10 protein-coding genes are annotated in these 22,233 nt (G+C 37.9%); 6 read left to right on the forward strand and 4 right to left on the reverse strand.

Going from position 1 to position 22,233, the window contains the following annotated elements:
* Positions 1-63: 63 nt before the first annotated feature.
* Complete coding sequence (gene ald / locus GVN22_RS21905) at positions 64-1,179, reverse strand: alanine dehydrogenase (RefSeq protein WP_166553146.1); 1,116 nt, start codon at positions 1,177-1,179, stop codon at positions 64-66.
* 342 nt (positions 1,180-1,521) lie between these two features.
* Here ald and GVN22_RS21910 point away from each other — a divergent pair, with 342 nt between their 5' ends.
* A complete protein-coding gene (locus GVN22_RS21910; protein WP_166553147.1) occupies positions 1,522-1,980 on the forward strand; it encodes an Lrp/AsnC family transcriptional regulator in 459 nt (152 codons plus the stop codon).
* Positions 1,981-2,302: 322 nt separating this feature from the next.
* Here GVN22_RS21910 and GVN22_RS21915 read toward each other — a convergent pair whose 3' ends face one another.
* From GVN22_RS21915 to GVN22_RS21925, 3 genes are all read right to left on the reverse strand, one after another.
* The gene (locus GVN22_RS21915) at positions 2,303-3,430 is read right to left on the reverse strand and encodes an NAD(P)/FAD-dependent oxidoreductase (protein WP_205691000.1); all 1,128 of its coding nucleotides are present in this window, start codon (positions 3,428-3,430) and stop codon (positions 2,303-2,305) included.
* Positions 3,431-3,749: 319 nt separating this feature from the next.
* Positions 3,750-6,698 carry a pitrilysin family protein gene (locus GVN22_RS21920; RefSeq protein ID WP_166553148.1) on the reverse strand — a complete coding sequence of 983 codons (2,949 nt, stop codon included), beginning with the start codon at positions 6,696-6,698 and terminating at the stop codon, positions 3,750-3,752.
* A gap of 410 nt (positions 6,699-7,108) precedes the next feature.
* Positions 7,109-11,218 (reverse strand): hybrid sensor histidine kinase/response regulator transcription factor, encoded by a 4,110-nt coding sequence (locus GVN22_RS21925; RefSeq protein WP_166553149.1) that lies wholly within the window; start codon positions 11,216-11,218, stop codon positions 7,109-7,111.
* A 202-nt stretch (positions 11,219-11,420) separates the two neighbouring features.
* Here GVN22_RS21925 and GVN22_RS21930 point away from each other — a divergent pair, with 202 nt between their 5' ends.
* The 5 genes from GVN22_RS21930 to galA all read left to right on the forward strand — a co-directional run bounded on the left by GVN22_RS21930 (position 11,421) and on the right by galA (position 22,074).
* Complete coding sequence (locus GVN22_RS21930; RefSeq protein WP_166553150.1) at positions 11,421-14,408, forward strand: TonB-dependent receptor; 2,988 nt, start codon at positions 11,421-11,423, stop codon at positions 14,406-14,408.
* 10 nt (positions 14,409-14,418) lie between these two features.
* A complete protein-coding gene (locus GVN22_RS21935) occupies positions 14,419-16,026 on the forward strand; it encodes a RagB/SusD family nutrient uptake outer membrane protein (protein ID WP_166553151.1) in 1,608 nt (535 codons plus the stop codon).
* A gap of 251 nt (positions 16,027-16,277) precedes the next feature.
* Positions 16,278-17,336, forward strand: coding sequence for a SusE domain-containing protein (locus GVN22_RS21940; protein WP_166553152.1), 1,059 nt, complete (start codon positions 16,278-16,280; stop codon positions 17,334-17,336).
* A gap of 191 nt (positions 17,337-17,527) precedes the next feature.
* Positions 17,528-18,571: a glycosyl hydrolase 53 family protein gene (locus GVN22_RS21945; protein WP_166553153.1), complete on the forward strand. Its 1,044-nt coding sequence runs from the start codon at positions 17,528-17,530 to the stop codon at positions 18,569-18,571.
* A gap of 92 nt (positions 18,572-18,663) precedes the next feature.
* A complete protein-coding gene (galA, locus tag GVN22_RS21950; RefSeq protein WP_166553154.1) occupies positions 18,664-22,074 on the forward strand; it encodes a beta-galactosidase GalA in 3,411 nt (1,136 codons plus the stop codon).
* The last annotated feature ends 159 nt before the right edge of the window (positions 22,075-22,233 follow it).

Consider the following 22,233-nt stretch of genomic DNA (forward strand, 5'->3'; position numbering starts at 1 on the left):
TGAAAAAATAGAAAAGGCTATCCAATCGGATAGCCTTTTAAAAATCACCTAATATATAATCAATTAAGCCAAAACTTCTGAAATATGGCAATAAGGCAATTTCCAAGCTTCAGAAACACCTTTATAAACGATCTTGCCATTTACTACGTTCAAGCCTTTTTTCAATTCTTCGTTTTCTTTACATGCTTTTTCCCAACCTTTGTTTGCCAACTGAATTGCATAAGGTAAAGTTGCGTTTGTAAGTGCCAACGTTGATGTATATGGTACAGCACCTGGCATATTAGCAACGCAGTAGTGTACGATTTCATCAATGACAAACGTTGGATTTTCGTGTGTTGTTGGTGTACAAGTTTCGATACAACCACCTTGGTCTACAGCTACGTCAACTAGTACTGTCCCTGGTTTCATATCTTTCAACATGTCACGAGTAATCAAATGTGGAGCTTTCGCACCTGGGATTAAAACCGCACCAATAATTAAATCAGCCAATTTAATTGCTTCACGAACGTTATATTCGTTTGACATTACTGTGTCAACGTTAGCTGGCATTACGTCTTCCAAATAACGTAATCTTGGCAAACTAATATCCATAATGGTTACGTTTGCGCCTAAGCCTGCCGCCATTTTAGCTGCCTGTGTACCCACGATACCACCACCTAATACCAATACGTTGGCAGGTTTTACACCAGCTACACCGCCCAACAAAATACCACGTCCACCCATTGGTTTCTCTAAGTATTTTGCTCCTTCTTGAATCGCCATACGACCAGCAACTTCAGACATAGGAACCAATAATGGTAAACTTCTATCTGCTTTCTCTACGGTTTCGTAAGCTAAACAAATTGCTTTACGCTCAAGCATTGCATGTGTCAATTCTTCAGACGAAGCAAAGTGGAAATACGTAAACAACAATTGGTTTTCTTTGATTAATTTGTATTCAGAAGCGATTGGCTCTTTTACTTTCACAATCATCTCAGCAATTTCATACACTGCCTCGATTGTTGGAAGAATCGTAGCACCAGCTTTTTCGTAAGCTTCATCGGTGAATCCACTTCCTACACCAGCGCTTGCTTGGATATAAACTGTGTGACCGTTTTTCTTAAATTCAGCAACACCAGCAGGTGTAAGTGCTACACGGTTTTCGTTGTTTTTGATTTCTTTAGGTACGCCGATGATCATAAGTTTTGGTTGGGGTTTAAGCCTAAGTTAGTCGGTTGCTGATTGTGTTATGTACCAGTCAACACTGGTCTTCCCTCATTCGAAATTTTTTCTATCTATCCCTTGTATTCAATCTCGTTAGTCCAATTCGCCACACATAAAATCACAATTTTTGCAACCGACTTCCTAGGTATTTGTTATCTGTGTTGATGAAGTGTGAGACAAAATTAGTAATAACAGAAAAATATTTTACTGTTATTAGAAAAATAAGAAATAGTTAAAATATTTTTGTCTTTATAGAGGAAAAAATCCTGTTTTTGAATCTTTTTTCTAATCTTAACCAATAAAAATTTCTTTTTCACCATGCAATTAGACGCTATAGATGTAAAAATATTACAATTAATTCAGGAAAATGCGCAATTGACTATCAAGGAAATTGCACGACAAATCAATCTGTCGATGACACCTACCCACGATCGAATCAAACGATTGGAGCAGGAAGAAATCATCGAAAAGTACGTAACCATTCTGAATCGAAAGAAGTTAAGGAATCCGTTGATGGTATATTGTAGTATTACTTTGGATAAACAACAGAAAAACCAATTTGTAGAATTTGAGGAGGCTATTCGTCAGTATCCTGAAGTAATAGAATGTTGTATTGTGTCGGGTAATTATGACTATCTGATAAAAGTGATTGCCAAAGATATGGAAGCCTACAATGATTTTTACCAAAGAAAACTTTCTGCCCTAGCAAGTGTGGCTCATATCAGTAGTTCTTTTGTGATGTCAGAGGTAAAAACAACTACTGTTATTCCCTTATAAGTGGAGTTATTCGTTAATAGAATATCGGTTATTTGAGGATGGTAATCGTTATTGAAAAGCTTTATGCTAGATAATAAGGAGGAGAATAGCTATAAAAAAAAATGACCCGTAAGTAGTTCGAAAACGCTTACAGGTCTATCGTTGAAGTGTAATTTGGTATGCAAACATAACACCGATATTTTATATAAACAAATATGAGTATTTTTGCTTAATATTAAAATATTTGAAGAAAGTCTCTATGACTTAATTAAGTTTTGTAATATTGAAAAAATACAAATTTGATTTTGCGTAAAGTCTTTATTGCCAAATAAAATTTTTTTCATTAAAATTCGTTTCCGTGCGTAGATTGTATGAATATACCTAGTGCTGGGCGACATATTTTAAAAAAATAGCGTACAAATTCAGTTAGTATAGGATGTCCAAACAATGATTGGATTTGCCTTCCTGCCCATAATCGAAACCCAAAATAATTTTTCCACGCTTTTTGATATTGGGCTTCAACAGCTTCACGATTATCAAAATTTTCTAGTATAATTTCTGAAATTAATTTGGCGCTATGGATAGCCATTGCCATGCCGTTTCCGCAAAGAGGTGTAATTAATCCAGCTGTATCTCCAATCATGATGATATGATTTTCGATTTGTTTTTTGGGAGAAAATGAAATTTCATTAATTACTTCTGGTTTGTCGTAAAGGAATTCAGCCTCCAAAAATATTTTCTTGAGATGAGGGTTTTTCCAGAGAATATTCCTTTCCATCTCAGATACATTCTTATATTTTCTTAAATTTTCTCTACTTGTCAAATAACATAGACAAAATTTTTCGTCTTCAATTGCGGAGATTCCACAGTATCCATTCTCAAAATTGTGCAAACTGATTAGGTCTTTTGGATACTGGTGTCGTATATGATATTTAACTCCAACATAGGGGCTTCGAGCTTGAAGAAAAGGGCGTTGTAAATACTGATCCAGTTTAGCACGCTTACCATAAGCACCTAGTACATATTTCGCATAAATGATTTGATTAGAATGGCTTAGTCGAATTTTAAATTGGTTTTCTTCATAAACGATGTCTTCTACTTCTGTGCCAGTTTTGCAACGAACACCGCAGTTTAGCGCTATTTTGTAGAGTTCATTATCCAAAGTATATCGACTCAATCCAAAGCCACCAAGGTCGAGAGGATAGTCAAGACTTTTACCTGATGGCGCTGTAAATTGAAACTTGCTAATTTTCTGTATATCTAAATTTTCTAGGTTAAGTCCAATTTTTGTTAAGTAATTTTTGGTTTCATTAGAAATATATTCACCGCAAACTCGATGAAAAGGATAATGCTTTTTTTCGAATAAAATTACTTGTTTCCCTGCCTTTTGAAGATGTATTGCTGCACATAAACCTGCCAAACCTCCACCAACAATTGCGATAGGATATACCATAGTGTTGTCTGTTTCCATCTGATATTTGAGATAGTATTTTATGATTAACTTCTGGAAGATGGTGAAAGTTTATAAATAAAAAACGGCTACGAAACTCATAGCCGTTTTTTTATTGTGAAGAGCATATTTAATCTTTTTTGGGTATTTGTCAGAAAAACGAAATTTCCATTCGCCGCTCCTTACTTTTCTTGTCTTGACACAAGAAAAGTAACAAAAGAAAGTCAAGAAATCCTAAACTCGCCTTCGGCTCAAACAGTAGGATTTCGAAAAATAAACAAATAATATAATGTGCTTATTTTAATCGACTTCTAAGTTTAATTATACTCTAATCTAACAATTAATAACCAAATACATCTTCAAGTGTTAATCTTTTCACTTCACCATATTTGCTTAATTCATCTACTTTGATTTTGTTTTCTGAACCTACAATACAGTATGTAACAGGCTTATTAGCGATGTTTGCTTCTTGGAATTTTTTCAAATCTTCCAATCCTAACTTGCCTAATGCTTCAAAGATTTTAGATCTCTCGTCATAATTTAAGCCTTTTTCTTGTGCTGCTAAGTAGTTGAATGCAATAGCATCTTGTGTAATACGCTCTGTTTGATAATTTTTCAACATGCTTTCTTTTGCCGTTTCCAAGTTCTTCTCAGAGGCTGGAAATACATTAAACAACTCGTTCATGCTTGGGATAGCTTCGTTCAACTTATCTGCTTGTGTACCTACGTATCCAACTAAAAAGTATTTCTCATCTTTAGTATTTGGCGTAAAATAGTACGCATACGTTGAATAAGCCAAAGCCTTTGATTCACGAATTGTTTGGAAAACGATAGATGACATACCACCACCAAAATAATTATTGAACAATTCCACTACTGGAGTTTGAGCTGGATCAAACTTAACCGTTGGGCGAATCCAGTCGATTTCGGCTTGAACCATGTCGAAGTTTGTAAACAAAACTTGTGTTTTTGAAGGTGTAATACGATCAAAATTAGCAACCAATGGTAAATCAGCCTTAAACTGTGTTGGGAATTTATGAACTTTTGAAAGGTCAGCGCTCAATTGCTCCAACGATTTTGGACCATAATAAACAACAGTATGCTTAAAGTTGAATAAATCTTTCAAGAAATTCACTACTTCGTCTGCCGTCAATGCCTTCAACTCTTCGTTAGTGAAATTGAGTGCTGTGCGAGGGTTTTTAGCGCCAAACTGTGCGTATTGAGCCAAACCTTGTAAGATTGCACCTTTGTTGGCTTTGGCATCATTACGTTGTTTTAATAAACGTCCTTTCAATAATTCGAAAGTAGCTGGGTCGGCCTTCGCAGACGTAACCAGTTGCTCGAATAAAGATACAGTGCGGTCAAAATTTTCATTCAAACCCGATACTGTTAAATTGATATGGTGATCGGTAAAGTTTGCTGTAAAATTGCTCGCCAATTTGTAATACTCTTTACTGATTTCTTCAGCTGACATTGTTGGTGTGCCTAAGAAATTCAAGTATTGCAATGCAATCGGCAATACTTTGCTATTCCAGCTACCCATGTCAAAACGGTATGTCAAACGGAATAAATCGTTGTCAGCATTTTTTACATATAATACTTCCGCAGGACCTACTTTACCTTTTTGAAGGTCTTTGTTGTAATCCAACCATTTTGGTTGAATATCCTTCATTGGCATCGCGTTTACAGCTTTCAAAAAGTCAGATTGTTTCTCACGATTTGTTTCAACTTGCGTGATTTCTGGTTTGTCAACTTTAGAGATATTTTTGTCCTCGCCCTTACGTTTGTACACGATTACATAGCCATTTCCGCAGTATTTGTTCGCAAAATCAATGACTTGTTGCTTCGTAACCTTGCTCAAGGCATCAGTCATAGCAGAAGTTTCATTCCAATCAATACCTTTTGATACCACAAAATCATTCAAAAGTTTGTAGGCACGAGCATCATTTTTTTCCAAACTTTGGATAGCATTCAATTTGTAATTGGCTGCAATAGCTTTGATAATTGACTCATCGAATTGACCTTTTTTCAATAAATCCAATTGACCTAACAACAAATCACGTACTTCTTCTAGAGTCTGTCCGTTCTTTGGCGTTCCACTCAATGTCCATACAGAATAGTCCTTATTCCAGTCTGGACTTGAACTTGCACGCAATACTTTTTGTGCTTTTGAAAGGTTAATATCAATCAAACCAGCTTTTGAGTTAGACATCAATTCGTCAACGATAGTACCAATGATATGCTCTTTTGGACTAACAGCGCCTGGCCATCTCCATGCAATAGTGATATTGTCTGGAGTTGGACCAAATACTTCTTTAATGATTGGTGCTGTCAATGGTAATTCTGGTGCAGGCTTATATTCTTGAACAGTTTTGGTTTGCATATAAGCAAAAGCCTTATCAATTTTCTTAATCAACTCATCTGAATTAAAATCACCCACCATGATAATGGCCATGTTGTTTGGAACATAGTACTTGTTGAAGTAGTTTTTGATTTCAATCAAAGACGGATTTTTCAAGTGCTCAATCGTACCAATAGTTGTTTGCTGACCGTAGTTATGGGTAGGGAAAAGAGCCGCATACTTGATCTCTTCTACTTTCCAAGGGTCATTGTCCAAGCTACGGTTTTTTTCTTCATAAACTGCCTCTAGTTCAGTATGGAAAATGCGTAAAACAGGATTTCTAAAACGTTCTGCTTGTAGCGCTAAGAAACGGTCGATAGCATTTGTCGGAATATCTTCGGTATAAACCGTTTGTTCATAAGAGGTAAAGGCATTTGTACCTTGTCCGCCCATGGCTGCCATCATTTTATCGTACTCGTTAGCGATGGCATATTTGGCTGCTTCGCCCGAAGTCTTATCGATTTCTTTGTAGATTTCTTTACGTTTTGCAGCATCAGTGGTTTTGTTATACTGTTCGTAAAGGTCATTGATTTTGTCTAACAGAGGTTTTTCTTTTGCCCAATCTAAAGAACCATATTTATCTGTTCCTTTAAAAAGCATGTGTTCCAAATAGTGCGCCAAACCTGTGTGATCTTTCGGGTCGGTGTTAGAGCCAGCACGGGTTGGAATAAGGGCTTGGATGCGAGGTTCTTTGTGGTTTTCACTAAGGATGACCGTCAAACCATTTTTAAGTTGATAAAAACGTGCTTTCATCGGGTCGTTGGTTACAAATTTATAATTGTAACCAGCTGTATTTGCCGATTTCCACTCGTATTTAGTTTGGGCAATGGAACCGAGACTCGATACTACCAATGCCGATGCGAGAAGTGTTTTAAAGAATGATGGCATACTGTTAAAGATGTTTTATAATAAGATTTAGTCATTTTGAAGAACAAATTAATAGGATAAAGACGAACTCAAAATGAGAATTTTGGCAAGATAGCATTTGCTATGAAAAAGGAAAGAATGATATGTTGAGTGGTTGTATAGTTTGATATGAGGGGGGAGGGGTTAGGGTTCAGGGGAGAGGGGTTAGATATAAAGGAGCGGAGTGGTTAGGCAGATAGTAGCAAAGGTACAAAGTGTTTTTCAGTAGAGACGCAATGCTTGCGTCTAGTGGCAAAGGCACAAAGTGGGTTTAAAATAGTTCAACTAAAAACTTTGAGGGGAGTGAAAACACTTTGTGCCTTTGTGCCTGTCCCCTGATCCCTCAACCATAACACTAACCCCTATCCCCTCCTTGCCTAACCCCTCACCCCTCACCCCTTCAACTCTTTCAAAAACTGCATGGGGGTTTTACCAAACTCATTTTTGAAAGCTTTGGTAAAATAAGATTGGGTTTGAATACCTACACGATACATGACTTCGGCAATAGGCATTTGCTGCTCAGTCATGAGTTGAAGGGCTGTTTTCAAACGAATACTTCTTATAAAGTCGCCAATGGGCTGGCCTGTCAAGTCTTTTACTTTTGTGTACAGTTTGGTGCGACTCATGCCAATTTTATTACAAATCAACTCGATATTCATTTCTGGGTCAGAAAGGTTTTCATGAATAATTAGTAGAAAATCATTCAAAAATGCTTGATCTTTCTCTTCATCTATCTGCTGGATTTTTTCTGAAAGCTGTGCATAACCATATTTTTCTTTCAATTTCTGGCGTTGACTGAGAATATTTTTGAGCGTTTGGGTAAGAATATCGATACTGAGTGGTTTGGCAAAATAATAGTCTGCCCCGGAAGCAACCCCTTCTAATTGCGCATCCGAGGCAGATTTGGCAGTGAGCATCAGAAATGGAATATGATTGAGAAGTGGATCGGTTTTGAGCTTTTTACAAAATTCAACCCCATTCATAACAGGCATCATTACATCGCTGATAACCACATCTGGATGGTGTCGTTTGGCTTGTTCGTATCCAATTTGTCCATTTTCAGCCTCTACAATTTGATAGTCGTTTTGTAGTGCATCTTTCAAAAATGTTCTCAATTCGTCATTATCATCCACGATTAAGATTTTGGAGGTGGAATTTTGTGGTAATGACGAACTTGATGGTATTTCAGGCTCAGTAAATTGACTTTCCAGCGAATTAGAAAGACTTTCTAGTCTGATTTGAGTTCTATTTCTCAGCCATTTTTCATGTTCAAGGTAGTCTTTTTCCCCCGATGGAATACCAATCAACATCTCCGTACCAGCACCTCGCTCACTACTTACCCAAATAGAACCTTTGTGCAATTGGGTCAAACTTTTGACAAATGCCAAACCAATGCCTGAGCCAATATGTGACTCTGTGGTACGATAATATCGCTCAAAAAGCTGAGAAATGGATTCCTGAGAAATACCAATTCCTTGATCTGCCACACGGAGATATAGCATTTGAGAACTGGTAAAACCATTGGTAATGCGCAACTGAGACTGATATTGAGGTTGAAAATTATCTAAGCTTTCCAGTATTTGAATTTCAATCTTTTTGCCGTTGGAGGTATATTTAAAGGCATTGCTAAGGAGATTTATCGCAATTTTTTCCAAAATCTGTCTATCAAACCATTGCGTTTGTTGAGAAGACGTAGGAAGAATCCTGAAATCGATTCCTTTTTCTGTTGCCAAATCTTGAAACTCTTCCGCTATTTCCGTCAGGAAAATATTGATATTCCCCTGCATAACATGCAATTGCAAAGCGCCAGATTCTACTTTTCGGAAATCCATTAATTCATTGGTCAATGCCAATAATCGCTTGGCATTTCGCTGAATCATATCATAATAAGGAAGAGCTAAAGGACTAGGAAAATCCTTTTTGAGCTTATCCAGTGGCCCCAATATTAAGGAAAGTGGGGTTCGTAATTCGTGTGATATATTGGTGAAAAACTGTAATTGATCCTGATGAAGCTCTTCTTTTTGCTGTTCCTTTAATTGCTGAATTGCCATGCGTCTACGAAACTGATAAAAAGTACGTATCCCCGTAAGTACAAGAATAAAAGCAATAGCCCTAAACCACCAAGTTGCCCAAAATGGGGGATGAACAATGACTTCTAACGTGCTCACTTCAGGATTCCAGACACCATCATTATTAGAGGCTTTTACCATGAAAGTATAGTTCGCAGGACTTACATTGGTATAGGAAGCTCTATTTTCGGAGCCTGCTATAATCCAATCTTTATCCCAGCCTTCGAGCTTGTAGGCATACTGATTATTTTCTGAAGCTGTAAAATTTAGCGCTGCGAAATCAATCGAGAAGGTATTCTGTTTATGACTTAGCTTTAGCGTTTTGAGATAGCTAATATCCTCTTCCAAAGGCGAATCTTTGCCAACGCTTACTTTCTTATTGAAAATTTGTAGACTGGTCAAATAAATAGGAGGGATGTAGCTATTGTTGGAGATTTTGTGAGGATAAAAAGCATTGAAGCCTTTTACACCGCCAAAATAAATCTGCCCGTCCTTAGTACGCAAAGCTGCATTCGGTTCAAATTCCAATCCTTGCAGACCATCGGCAGAGTTATATTGTTGAATTTGAAGGCTTTGTGGGTTTAGTTTGGTAATGCCATTCGAACTAGAAATCCATAGATTATCCTCGTCGTCTTGAACAATTCCTTTGATAAAATCCTCCGACAAATGGGCTTTGCTCGTGAATAGCCTGAACTGTTGCTCTTTCTCATGCCATAAATAAAGTCCTCGATGTCCCACCCAAATGCGCCCTTGTCGGTCTACAAAAATGATTCGAATGTCTGGTTTTTTCGAATCTTTATGAAAATAGTGCGAAAAAACGCCTGTCTGTGGGTCAAGACAATTGAGTCCGCCATCATCTGTGCCAATCCATATTCTTCCTCGTAAGTCTTGGTTCAAACAAATAATATTGTTGCCCAATAACTGGGATTTTCGATTTTTCCCATAAAGGATTTTTACAAACTTTCCATCGGGTAAATACTGATACAAACCGCCATAATAGGTAGCAATCCAAAGACGTTGCTGACGGTCTTCGAATACCTGTTGCACGTAATTGGAACCGAGCGAGTTGGGGTTATTTTCTTGTTGTAAAAATCGTTTGAAACTACGAGAACCATTTTCTAGTAAACTCAATCCGCCTCCCCAAGTCGCAATCCAAAGACGTTTTTGATAGTCTTGTGTTAAGCCTAAAATTTCGTTTGAACTAATACTATTTGCCTGAAAAGGATTATGCTTGAAATGCTCAAAGGTTTGAGTGTTTTTATGAAAAAGATTCAATCCTCCTCCGTCTGTCCCAACCCAGATATCCCCAGAGGTGTCTTCACAAAAAGCTCGGACATCGTTATAGCTCAAACTATTTTCGTTAGGTTGTTGACGAAATAGTTGAAACTTTTGAACTTGAGACATATACAAATTAATTCCTCCTCTATGGGTGCCAATCCATAAATTTCCTTGGTTATCTTCAAACAAGGCTGAGATGGTTCTTTGACTTAAACTTTTGGGGTTTTCGGGACGAGGCTGATAATTTGTAAAATGACCTGTCAGTGGTTCGAATAGATTGAGTCCCCCGTTGATACAACCTATCCATATTTGTTTTTTATGGTCGACCCAGATGGATTTTACCAAATTATTCGCCAGTGAATGCGGGTTTAAATCTTGCTGTACAAAACGTTTTTTCAATCCCAAACGATAATTAAAACTTATTAAGCCTTGACCATTTGTTCCTATCAACAGATTTCCTTGTGCGTCTTGTGCGAGACAATTGACGGTAGGACGAGAGCCTGTAATAGTTCCTGTATATTGAAAATGTCCATTGTGAGGCTCAAAAAAATATAGTCCTTTGTCTGTGCCAATCCAGTAGTTGTTTTCAGTATCTTGATAGAGACTTGTAATGGCAATTTGCCCTTGTGTATATTTATTCAAGAAATACTTTTTAAACGAGTTTTCCCCATTCCAAAGATTCAAAATGCCTCCTTGAGTTCCAATCCAAAGTTGTCCTTTATAGTCTTTTAATAGAGAGGTAATCGTATTGTTTCCAAGACTATTAGGGTTTTCTTTTTGGTAAAAAAAACGCTCAAAAGTATTTTTCTTTTCATCCAAACGATTCAAACCATCAATCGTTCCTATCCAAATATTTCCTTGAGAATCCTCCGTTATAGCAGTGACAAAATTGTCGCTCAAACTAAATGGATTGTTCGATTCATTTTTATAAACCACAATATGTTTACCGTCATAACGGTTGAGACCATCTCTGGTACCAATCCAAATAAATCCTCTTTTGTCCTGATAAATACATTCGATGGTACTGTTGGAAAGCCCTTGCTCTATATTGATATGCTTGAAGGACATATCCCATTTTTGCCCTATAATAATTTGACTGGACAAACAGAATAATAGGATATTTCCAAGAATGAATAAAATGAATCTTTTTGACATATATGACTGATTGATTTCAGAACCAAAGAATAAAAATAGATATTCGAAAGTAAGGCATTTTTACCTAGAATGACTAACAGAGTGCATATTTGGAACGATAGCATCAAAGTTTGGAACGATAGCACAAATAATTACCTAAAGCTCTCTATAATTTTGACTTTGAAAATATTTTATAGCACTATATTGATAAATAAAGTCAAAAATGAGAAAAAGTTTATGGTATTCTGTCTTGACAATACTGTGTACGCTTAGCAGTATTTTTGCTTATGCGCAAGACAAATTAATTACAGGTCGTGTAACAGATGCTTCCGAGGAAGCGTTGCCTGGCGTGAGTATTTCAGTTAAAAATAAAAAGGCTGCTACCATTTCCGACGCCAAAGGTGAATACAAAATTAAGGCTAGTATAGGAGATATATTAGTGTTTAGTTCGGTTGGTTATGTAAAAGTCGAAAAATCGGTTTCTGCCGTAACTACCTTAAACATAAGTTTGGTAGCCGATAATACTTCTTTGGAGGAGGTCGTTGTAGTGGGCTATGGGACAAGTCGTAAAAAAGATTTGACAGGTTCAGTAACCTCTATTACTTCAAAAGATTTCCAAACAGGTGCTATTACTACCCCAGAGCAGTTGATTTCGGGTAAAGTGCCAGGGGTTTCAATTATCTCTAATAGCGGACAGCCTGGTGCAGGTAGTACGATTCGTATTCGTGGAGGGTCATCGTTGAGTGCCAGTAATAATCCTTTGATTGTGATTGATGGTGTGCCCTTAGAAGGAGAAGGAGGCATTGCGGGTGCATCCAATCCATTGAGTTTTATCAATCCCAACGACATCGAAACTTTTACCGTTTTGAAAGATGCCTCAGCGGCAGCCATTTATGGAACTCGTGCTTCAAATGGCGTTATCATTATTACTACTAAAAAAGGTAAAAACGGAGCTTTACGCATTAATTTTTCTTCTGTAAACTCCCTTTCTACCGTTGCCAAACAAGTAAGTGTTTTGAGTGCTGATCAGTTTAGAACGATTGTTAATGAAAAAGGAACAGCCGCCCAAAAAGCTCTATTAGGTACAGCTAATACAAATTGGCAAGATGTGATTTATCAGACAGCCCACATGACTGATAACAATTTGAGCATTGGTGGTGAAGTTGCAAAATTGCCTTATCGTATTTCATTAGGATTCCAAACACAGTCAGGGGTATTGAAGACTGATAAATTACAACGTACGTCTGTTGCATTGTCATTAAATCCTACCTTTTTTAATAACCATTTAAAGGTAGATTTAAGTTTGAAAGGATCGCTTCAAAAATCAAGATTTGCAAATTTAGGTGCGATTGGTGCAGCTGTAAGTTTTGACCCAACACAACCTGTTTATGCAACCGTAAATCCCCAACGTTTTGGTGGCTATTTTGAATGGCTTGACCGTAACTCACCAACAGGTTTGATGAATTTAGCAGGACGTAATCCTCTTGGTATGCTGGAGCAACGTTATGATGAAGGTACGCCACAACGTAGTATTGGCAATATCCAGTTTGATTATAAATTCCACTTTCTTCCAGAATTAAGAGCTAACCTCAACTTGGGCTATGATGTGTCTAAAGGCGAAGGTACCGTGTATGTATCCGACAGCTCAGCCATTGGATATGTAGTAGGTGGCAAAGGCGGAACTAATAATATCTATAAGCAAACTAAGCAAAATACCTTATTAGAATTTTACCTCAACTATGTCAAAGATTTACGCTTCCTCAAAAGTCGTGTAGATGTAATGGCGGGTTATTCTTACAATAATTACCTAACCACCAATTATAATTACGCTAGCTACACCGCTAGTGGCGAAAAGTACCCAAATACAGACCCTGCTTTTCCTTTTGACAAACCAGAAAATACCTTGATTTCATTTTTTGGTCGTGCAAACTATTCGGTTAACAACCGATATTTCTTGACAGCTACGCTTCGTCGTGATGGTTCGTCGAGATTTACACCAGCGAATCGTTGGGGTCTTTTCCCATCCATTGCCTTGGCTTGGGATTTGAAAGAAGAAGGAATTTTTGCGAAAAATGAAACCTTATCTACCCTAAAACTTCGTGCAAGTTATGGTGTGACGGGTCAGCAGGATGGTATCGGAAACTATGATTACTATTCTTATTATGCCCTAAGTGCGCCAAATGCCGCTTATCAGTTTGGTAATAGTTATTATCAAGGTTACCGACCAGGAGGATTTTATGCAAATCGTAAATGGGAAGAAACCGCTTCGACCAACCTTGCTATCGATTACGGTTTTTGGGATGGACGTGTAAAAGGTAGTGTTGATTTTTATGTAAAAAAGACCAAAGACTTATTGAACAATATCCCACAACCTGCTGGGGCTAACTTCTCGGCTTATATCGTTGCCAATGTCGGAAGCATGGAAAATAGAGGGGTGGAATTTAGTGTGAGTACGCAAATTATTCGCAAGCGTGAGTTGACTTGGAATTTAGATTTTAATGCGACTTACAACGAAAACAAAATCACCAATCTTACCGTAGTACCAGGCGACCAAAACTATGTTGGTTTTCCTTCTGGTGGCATTGCAGGCGGTATTGGAGGACAGTTTGCTTTCATCAACTCGGTGGGTTATTCTCGCAATACCTTCTATTTGTACAAGCAAGTGTATGATGCTAATGGAAAGCCATTGGATGGCGTATTTGTAGACCAAAATGGTGATGGTGTAATCAACCAAGATGATTTGTATAGAGGAAAAAGCTCCGTGCCAAAAGTATTCTTTGGCTTGAGTAGCTCACTCAATTACAAGCGTTGGAATTTGGGAGTTGTGATGCGCTCATCGGTGGGTAATTATGTGTACAATAACAACTACAGTCAAAGTGGCGTACAAAACCAAATTTTAGGTAATAATGTCCTGTACAATGCTTCAACGAACTACTTGACAACAGGATTCAAAGGAAATAGCCAACAATTGTTGAGCGATTATTATATCCAAAATGCCTCATTTGTACGTATGGACAATGCGAATTTGAGCTATGATTTGGGTAAAATTATGAAAAATAGCAATGTCAATTTGCGTCTCAATGCCAGTGTTCAAAACGTATTCGTGATTACCAAATACACAGGACTTGACCCAGAAGTAGCTTCGGGTATCGACAGCAATTTGTATCCTCGTCCACGCACATTCTCTTTAGGTTTGAACTTTGATTTTTAAAGATAATTCCATGAAAATTTCCTATATAAAAATAACGCTTGCCGCTTTTTTATTAAGTATCGGTACTTCCTGCACAAGCGATTTGGATTTACTACCAACGAATGATATTACTTCTGAAACCGTTTACAAAACACCTCAAGGATACAAGCAAGGGCTTGCAAAAGTATATGCAGCCTTTGCTCTGACAGGTAACACAGGTGGGACGGGTAGCCCAGATATTCCTTCTCAAATTATTGCAGATGAAGGGAACTCCGATTTCTTGCGTTTGTATTGGAACTTACAAGAAATCACCACCGATGAAGCTGCTTGGACTTGGCAAAATGATGCGGGAGTAAAAGGGCTAAAAGAAATGTCTTGGTCGGCAATTAATCCTATTGTCAATGGTTTGTATTATCGCTCGTTTTTTCAAATAACGCTTTGTAACGATTTTATTCGCGAGTCGTCGGATGCCAATTTGAGCAAAAGAGGTATTACTGGAACCGATGCCGATAACATCAGAAAATATCGTGCTGAGGCTCGTTTTATCAGAGCTTATCAATATTGGGTTTTGATGGATATGTATGGGAATCCGCCTTTTGCCACAGAAAACGATGCGATTGGGACAACTATTCCGAAGCAAATTCAGCGTAAAGATTTATTCAACTATATCGAATCTGAGTTGAAGGCTATCGAAAACGATTTGATTGCACCCGGACAAAATGAGTATCCACGTGCTGAAAAATCTGCTGCTTGGGCATTATTATCTCGCTTGTATCTCAATGCAGAAGTGTACACAGGAACGCCAAAATACACTGACGCCATTACCTATTGTAATAAGTTGAGAGATGCGAATTATGGTTTACACACCAATTATCGTGAATTGACCATTGCTGACAATCATTTGAATACCAAAGAAAATATTTTCATGATTGCTTACGATGGTACCAATACCCAAAACTGGGGTGGAACTACCTATTTGACCCACGGACAAGCGGCTTTACCAGGAGATTTGTCAGGAACAAATGGTAACTGGGGAGGCTTGCGTCACTCTCAAAATTTTGTGAGCTTATTTGTTGACCCTTCTGGCAGTACGGATGTTCGTGCTCAGTTTTATACGACTGGTCAAAACAAAGACATGACAGATTTGTACACAGGAACAGACGGTTATTCTTCTTCAAAATACAGAAATAAAACTCGTTCAGGAGCAAAAGCCCCTCATCAAGACTTAGCTGGAAACTTTGTGGATATCGATTTCCCTCTTTTTCGTATGGGAGAAATCTATTTAACGTATGCCGAAGCTGTGTTACGTGGTGGAACGGGTGGCGATTTGAGTACGGCTTTGTCGTTGATAAACCAATTACGTACTCGTGCCTACAATGGCAAAACAACGGGCAATATTGTATCCAATCAATTGACGTTGGATTTTGTTTTGGACGAAAGAGGTCGTGAATTATACTATGAGGCACATCGTAGAACCGATTTAGTTCGATTTAAGAAATTTACAACAGGAGCATATCTCTGGGCTTGGAAGGGTGGTACTGTCAACGGTCGCTCGGTGGAGGATAAATACAATATCTTCCCGATTCCTGCTAATGACCTTTCTTCAAATCCAAATTTAGTTCAGAATAAAGGATACTAGGATTAAACTATTGCGGATTTAGGATTTTTGATTTCGGAAGTTTTGGAAAATACTTCTATGATTTAAAAGATATATATTAAAAAGTAGGTTACACTTCCGAAATAGACTTTTGCCTAGTTCGAGACTTGGTCTCGGACTAGCATTTGCTTCAGTTTATAAACAGAATTAGAAAATAAGTCCAAGACTAAGTCTTGAACTAGTAATTATTTGAACAGAAAAAATCAATTTTGGTATTTCTAAATAGAAATTCAATGAAAAAAATCATACAATATCTCTTTTTGGGCTTGTTTTTACAAAGTTTTGTGGCTTGCGAAAACGACGAAGTAAAAACCTATATGAGTGCTCAGACACAAGCACCTAAACTGACCTCTACTCAAACTAACTATGTATTATCGGCAAATACAGCTAATGATAGTACTGTATCTTTGACATGGGCTCGTTCGGATTATGGTTTTAGAGCTGCCTCAAAATATACCTTGCAAATTGCCAAAGCAGGAACCAACTTTGCAGCGCCTAAAGAGATTAGTTTGGGAAATGCAACTTCATTCAAATACACTACGGCAGATTTTAACCAGTTGGCAATCTTACAAGGTCTCAAACCAAGTGCCGTGGGACAACTGGAAATTCGTGTAAAATCGAGTATTTCTGAATCGGTAGCAGATTTGTATTCAAACACATTAATCGTTTCGGTTACGCCATACATTGTCGTAATCAATTACCCATCGCTTTGGGTAGCGGGCGATTATCAAGGTTGGAATCCAGCGACTGCGCCAAAAATTTCATCAAGAAATTCGAATGGCATTTATGAAGGTTACGTTTGGATATCGGGTGGTACTCGCCAATTTAAACTAACAAGTCAACCAGATTGGAATGGTATTGCCTACGGTTGGGCGAGTAGTACGACCACTGGTACAGACGTAGCAGGTACGATTAATACGAGCGGAGGAAACTTGTTTGTGCCGACTGACGGTTATTTTTTAATCAAAGCAAATACCAACACGAATACATGGAGTGCCACCAAAACGACATGGTCTATCATTGGAGACGCGCCCGAGGGTTCAAATTGGTCAAACGATATTCCGATGCAGTTTGATGCCACCAAAAATGTGTGGAAAGCAACCACTAAACTCAATGTTGGTAGTTTGAAATTTAGAGCCAATAGCGGTTGGACCATCAATTTGGGCGATACTGGTGCCGACCTAAGTCTAGAGTATGATGGAACTGATATTAAAATTCCAACAAACCTAACAGGCACAAGAACCATTACCCTTGATTTGAAAGCTGGGAATTATACTTATACGATTGAATAGAAAATTGTTAAGGCATAAAATTGAGATTTCTACCTACTGATTTAACCAATGTTTTGTTTTAATTGCAAGTGCTGGACTGTGGATGTAAAATTCTGATAATCTTAAAATTACATTCACAATTCACCACTTACAATTCAGCATTTATACTTACCTATCCTGAATTTTACATAATTAAAAATTAATATCCTCTCATGAACTTAAAACGATATTTTCATTTTTTGATGGCTTCGGTATTGCTCATTTCTTGTAGCAATAATACACCAATACCTGTCGAACCAACGCCTGTTACGCCAGTGACATCTACTTTTGCCAAGGGCGCAGATATTAGTTGGATTACAGAAATGGAAGCCAAAGGAATCAAATTCTACAACGCTTCAGGTACTCAAATGGAAGGAATGGCTTTGATGAAGTCTTTGGGAATGAATACCATTCGTTTGAGAGTTTGGGTAAATCCATCTCCAGCCTATAACGATAAGGCTGATGTGGTGGCAAAGGCGATTCGTGCCAAAAATTTGGGAATGCGTATTATGATTGATTTTCATTATAGCGATAACTGGGCTGACCCAGGCAAGCAAGCAAAACCTGCCGCTTGGGCAAATTTGGATTTAGCTGGACTAAAAACAGCGATTGCCAATCATACCACAGATGTGCTAAATGAACTCAAAAAGAATAATGTTACCCCAGAATGGGTGCAAGTAGGCAACGAAACCAACGACGGAATGCTATGGCCAACGGGTCGTGCCTCAACAAATATGAGCGGTTTTGCGCAAATGATTAATGCTGGATATGATGCTGTAAAGGCGGTTTTCCCACAAGCAAAAGTAATTGTTCACTTGGCGAATGGTTATGATAATAGCCTATTTCGTTGGATGTTTGATGGCTTAAAGTCTAATGGTGCGAAATATGATGTTATTGGTATGTCATTGTATCCAACTTGGGCCAATTCGACTTGGCAAGTGGCTAATCAAAACTGTTTGAATAACATGAATGATATGGTTTCACGTTACGGCAAAGAAGTAATGATTGTAGAAATTGGTATGCCTTGGGATCAGGCTACCGAGTGTCAATCTTTTATCAAAGATATTATTACAAAAACAAAATCTGTATCTGGTTCGAAAGGCTTGGGTGTTTTGTACTGGGAACCACAAGCGTATAACAATTGGGTAGGATATACTTTAGGGGCTTTTGATAATTCTGGAAAACCTACGGTGGCACTCAATTCGTTTGCTGACTAAGGGGTTACAAATTTGAAGATTTGAAAATTTGGAAATTTGAAAATGCGCATGAATTAGACATCCGCATTTCTCATTTTTTATAAAACTATTTTATGCAAAAACTAAAAACGTATCTATTCAAACTGACCTTTGCCTTAGTGATTGTCGCTTTGACTCAGAAACCTACTTTATCCCAAAACCCAAGAACAAAAACTAATTTTGATAAAGATTGGCGTTTTCATTTGGGGCATTTCTCAAATCCTGAAAAGGATTTTAATTATGGTCTGACAAACCTTTTTTACAAATCAGGCTCGGCTGTCAATACGGCGATTGACCCCAAATTTGTAGATTCTACATGGACAAAACTCAATTTACCTCACGACTGGGTGGTGACATTACCTTTTGTTAAATCCGAGGATACTCATGTTGAATCACATGGCTTCAAACCTGTAGGAGGACAATTTCCTGAGACATCAATCGGCTGGTATCGTAAACATTTTAGTTTAGCCCCTGCCGATTCGGGAAGTCGCTATTCTATTCAATTTGATGGTATTTATCGTGATGCCAATGTTTGGATTAATGGCTTTTATCTAGGAAATAACAAGAGTGGTTATTTAGGCGCTTCGTATGATATTACCGATTTTTTGAATTTTCATAAAGACAATGTTGTTGTAGTGCGTGTAGACGCATCCCAATACGAAGGCTGGTTTTATGAAGGAGCAGGTATTTATCGCCATGTATGGCTAAATCGCTATCAAAATGCTCATATTCAGGAAGATGGTATTTTTGCTTATTCAGAGATAACAGGCAATAAAGCCAATGTAAAAGTAGAAACGACTTTCAAAAATGAAGATTATAAGTCTGACAACCTGACTATTACAAGTTATTTGTTAGATAGAAACGGTAAAGTAGTTGCCAAATCTTCTGAGCAAGCTTTTACCTTAAAGGCTCAGGAAGAGAAAATGGTAAGCCAAGCCATCAGCATTGTTAATCCTCGTCTTTGGTCCTTAGAAGACCCATATTTATACAAGGTAAAAGTTGAATTGAAGTCGCAAGGTAAAGTTGTTGATCAACAGCAATTTAGATTTGGAATTCGTACCATTGATATAAAGGCCAATGGTGTATTTGTCAATGGAAAGCACGTGAAAATCTTGGGGACTAATAATCACCAAGATCATGCAGGAGTAGGTAGTGCTATGCCAGATTATTTGCAATATTACCGTATCAGTTTATTGAAAAATATGGGTTCTAATGCCTACCGTGCGAGTCACCATGCGCCAACACCTGAATTGATTGAGGCTTGTGATAGTTTAGGAATGTTACTATTGGATGAGCAACGATTATTGAATAGTGGTACAGAATATATGAATCAGTTTGAAAGACTGATAAAGCGAGACAGAAATCATGCTTCGGTATTTTTGTGGAGCATAGGCAACGAGGAGGGATGGATTCAGAAAAATACCTTTGGGAAAAGAATTGCTTTGACTTTATTAGCCAAACAAAAACAACTAGACCCAACTCGAACTTCTACCTATGCAGCCGACTTGGCAAATCATTTTTCAGGCGTAAACGAAGTGATACCTGTGCGTGGCTTCAACTATCGTCAGTTTGCTGTTGAAGACTATCATAAAGACCACCCAACTCAGCCTATTTTAGGAACAGAAATGGGCAGTACTGTTACTACGAGAGGTATTTATGAAAAAGATACCATCAGAGGATACGTACCCGACCAAGATATTACAGCACCTTGGTGGGCAAGTAAAGCCGAAGAATGGTGGAAGTTGGCAGCAAACAATGACTTTTGGCTAGGTGGTTTTATCTGGACAGGTTTTGATTATCGCGGAGAGCCAACTCCTTATCGTTGGCCAAACATTAGCTCGCATTTTGGGGTAATGGATGTATGTGGCTTTCCCAAGAATATCTATTATTACTATCAAAGTTGGTGGACCGACAAAGATGTTTTGCATATAGCGCCACATTGGAATTGGCAAGGAAAAGAAGGTCAACCGATCGATGTTTGGGTCAATAGCAATGCCGATGAGGTAGAGCTATTCTTGAATGAAAAATCTTTGGGTAAAAAAGCCATGCCACGAAATGGACATTTGAATTGGACTGTGAATTACACTGCTGGAAAATTGGAAGCCATAGGTTGGAAAAAAGGTAGAAAAATTACCGCAAAAGTTGAGACTACAGGTTTACCTTACGAAGTTGTAGTGACGCCATACAAAACTACCGCAATTGCAGATGGAAAAGATGTAAGTATCATCAATATTTCAGTGATAGACAAAGAAGGTCGTGAAGTGCCTAACGCTGATAATTTGATAAAGTTTAAGCTCAAAGGCGATGCAAAAATCATCGGTGTTGGTAATGGAGACCCAAGTAGCCATGAACCAGACCAATGTGCCGATGGTATGTGGCAACGTAATTTGTTTAATGGAAAATGTCAGGTAATTGTACAAATGGGCGAAAATCCAAGTATGATTCAGTTTGAGGCATCGGCAACAGGCTTATATTCTGGTGGAACCGATATTTTGACCGTTTCACCTCAAAAAATAGCCCAAGTAAGTATCGATCCAATATACCAACTTAAGCCAGAAGCCAAAAAGTCAGCGCCAATCGATAAAATGCTGGGAGCAGATATTTCTTTTTTACCAGAATTAGAGGCAAAAAATATCAAGTTTTCAGATAAAGGTGTTGAAAAAGATGCCATCCAAATCTTGAAAGACCATGGTTTTAATTATGTCCGTTTGAGAATTTTCCATAATCCTGCACAGTCAAAAGGCTATTCTCCGACAAAAGGATTTTGTGATTTGGCACATACCAAAGAAATGGTAAAACGTGCCAAAGCGCTAGGCATGAAAGTCTTATTGGATTTCCATTATTCAGATTATTGGGCTGACCCTGGCAAACAATTTAAGCCTTCGGCTTGGGAAGGAAAGAATTTTTCAGACCTTAAAAAATCATTGTACGACTACACGTACGAAGTAATGGAGGCGCTAGAGGCACAGGGAACTTTACCCGATATGGTACAAGTAGGCAATGAAATCAATCATGGGCTAGTTTGGCCAGAAGGTAGTTTTGCTAACACTGACCAATTGGCGCAACTCATCAACGCAGGCACTTCAGCAGTGAAGGCGGTGGCTCCGCAAACGATTATGATGTTGCATGTAGCTTTGGGCGGACAACATCATGAGTCAGTTCAGTTTATAGACAATATGTTAGCGCGAGGTGTTCATTTTGATGTGATTGGGGAATCTTATTATCCAAAATGGCATGGAACTATTGAAGATTTGCGAGACAATCTCAGTAACCTGATTGAGCGCTACAACAAAGATGTTATTGTGGTAGAATATTCGCAAATGAAAAACGAAGTCAATCAAGTAGCCTTTAATCTACCAAAAGGTAAAGGAACATGTATTTGGGAGCCACTCAATACTTGGGAGGCTATCTTTGAAAAAGACGGAAAAGCCAATCATCATTTGGCAACCTATGATGAAATAAGTAAACAGTTTTTGTTGAAGTAATGATTGAAGTTAGTGGGCAAAATAAAATAAATTTTACCTGCAATAGGCATTAAGCTTTAGGCCATAAGCACATATTTTTCAATGAAGCTGTTTAAACTTTCTTAAAATTGCTTGCGTAAGCAATGAATTTATACTGTTTGAGCGCAGCGAGTTTATAAA

This window comes from Cellulophaga sp. BC115SP (genome assembly GCF_009905545.1).
GTDB classification, from domain to species: Bacteria; Bacteroidota; Bacteroidia; order Cytophagales; family Spirosomataceae; genus Flectobacillus; species Flectobacillus rivi.

Bases quoted from the DNA above. Each gene is read 5' to 3' on its own strand.
- ald (WP_166553146.1), bottom strand. From the start codon at position 1,179: ATGATCATCGGCGTACCTAAAGAAATCAAAAACAACGAAAACCGTGTA.
- GVN22_RS21910 (WP_166553147.1), top strand. From the start codon at position 1,522: ATGCAATTAGACGCTATAGATGTAAAAATATTACAATTAATTCAGGAA.
- GVN22_RS21915 (WP_205691000.1), bottom strand. From the start codon at position 3,430: ATGGAAACAGACAACACTATGGTATATCCTATCGCAATTGTTGGTGGA.
- GVN22_RS21920 (WP_166553148.1), bottom strand. From the start codon at position 6,698: ATGCCATCATTCTTTAAAACACTTCTCGCATCGGCATTGGTAGTATCG.
- GVN22_RS21925 (WP_166553149.1), bottom strand. From the start codon at position 11,218: ATGTCAAAAAGATTCATTTTATTCATTCTTGGAAATATCCTATTATTC.
- GVN22_RS21930 (WP_166553150.1), top strand. From the start codon at position 11,421: ATGAGAAAAAGTTTATGGTATTCTGTCTTGACAATACTGTGTACGCTT.
- GVN22_RS21935 (WP_166553151.1), top strand. From the start codon at position 14,419: ATGAAAATTTCCTATATAAAAATAACGCTTGCCGCTTTTTTATTAAGT.
- GVN22_RS21940 (WP_166553152.1), top strand. From the start codon at position 16,278: ATGAAAAAAATCATACAATATCTCTTTTTGGGCTTGTTTTTACAAAGT.
- GVN22_RS21945 (WP_166553153.1), top strand. From the start codon at position 17,528: ATGAACTTAAAACGATATTTTCATTTTTTGATGGCTTCGGTATTGCTC.
- galA (WP_166553154.1), top strand. From the start codon at position 18,664: ATGCAAAAACTAAAAACGTATCTATTCAAACTGACCTTTGCCTTAGTG.